The organism is Dietzia sp. SYD-A1 (assembly GCF_015356725.1).
In the GTDB taxonomy this organism is placed as follows: domain Bacteria; phylum Actinomycetota; class Actinomycetes; order Mycobacteriales; family Mycobacteriaceae; genus Dietzia.
Map to the genome: position 1 here is coordinate 1 of NZ_JADDKI010000646.1, position 1550 is coordinate 1550.

The window sequence follows — 1550 nt, forward strand, 5'->3', positions numbered from 1 at the left end:
CCGCCCCTGTCCCCCGGTCCGCGTCCGCCGCAACGTGCAGGCGCTCCAGCGCCCGACGTGTCGCTCGCGCGCCTGTACGACTCCTCGGCAACCGCCCACCGCTATGGCGTCTCGCGTGCGCATCGGTGCGCGCCAGACGCCTTTCCGGCGGGCGCCTGCACTGTCTGCGAGCGGGGCGGACTGCGGTCCCATACCGATAGACCCGCCGTGCAGCGCGCAGACCAGCCGGTCAGTCGCGCAGATTGACCCGCCGTGCAGCGCGCAGACCAGCCGGTCAGTCGCGCAGTCCGGCTGTGCTGTCACGGCGGGCCCTCCACACCCCGCGCACCCTCCACAGCCTGAACGGACCACGCAGTCCGACGCTGCAGAAACCGGGCCGGCGGGGGCGATACTGCGTGGCCATGAGCAACGACAGAATTCGCCCACCCGTCATCACCTCGTCCGAACTACTCGCGCGGGGTTACAGCCGCCGAGCGCGGGAGCACGCAGAGCGCACCGGACAGCTCTACCGTGTCCGTCACGGCGTCTACGTGCCCGCCGCCGACCTGCCCACCGGTCCCGACGAGGCCGAGGCCATGCTCGAGATGCGGTCGCGGGCCTCGGCGAGGTTCATCAGCCCCGGCACGGCGATGTCGCATACTTCCGCTCTCGTGCTTCACGGTCTGCCCGCTCAGGATCTGGACACCCGGCGGGTCACCACGACCAGGCATCGGCCGGGCAGCGGGAGCAGGCGGGGTGAGAGCGCGATCTGCCACAGCCTGGACCTCGGTGACTCCGTGACGGAACTGGAGGGCATCCCGGTCACGACTCCGGCGCGGACGATCGTCGACGTGGCGCGGACGAGCCCGTTCGCAGGCGCGGTCTGCGCTGCCGACGAGGCCCTGCGCCGCTCTCTGTGCACCCGGGCCGAACTGGCGACCGAACTCGACGCCGCCGCCGGGCGGGTCGGCATCGCGCGGGCCCGCGCAGTGGTGGCGTTCGCGAACCCGGGTGCCCACTCGGTGCTTGAGTCCCTGAGCCGGGTCGCCATCACCCGCGCCGGCCTCCCCATGCCCCAGCTCCAGCACGAGTTCATCCTCTCGGACGGGTCACGCACTTTCGTCGACATGTACTGGAAGGAATGGGGACTCGTCGGGGAGGCGGACGGATCGGGGAAGTACGGGATCGACGACGGCGAGGCGGGCGTCCGCCGGAAGCTCCGCAACGAGAAGAATCGCCAGAACGAGATCGAATCGCTGGGCAACATCTTCAGGAGATGGCAATGGGAGGACTATCGGAGTGGCCGGATCGTGCCCCTCATCCGCGAGGCGCTGAGACTTCAGGAATCACTCGGCCGGGGGCCGCACCGCGCGGCATGAGGGCGGTTGCGGTGTGCGGAACGTCAACCACTCCACTCGGTGACCACTCCGCTCGGCGACGATCCGCCCGGCAACGGCCCTCGGCAGTCCGAGCAGCCGCTGCTGCGCCTGGCGTCTCGCGCACGCGTGTGGCGTCTCGCTCGCGCGCATGCCCACCTTCACCGCAGCCGCCCGCCGCGAGGGCGTCCCGCC

The 1550-nt window shown here is 71.1% G+C and carries 1 protein-coding gene; it reads left to right on the top strand.

What is annotated here, in order from left to right:
• The first annotated feature begins 401 nt into the window (after positions 1–401).
• On the top strand, positions 402–1358 hold the full coding sequence (locus IY392_RS18055) for a type IV toxin-antitoxin system AbiEi family antitoxin domain-containing protein (RefSeq protein WP_228549611.1): 957 nt from the start codon (positions 402–404) through the stop codon (positions 1356–1358).
• Positions 1359–1550 lie beyond the last annotated feature (192 nt).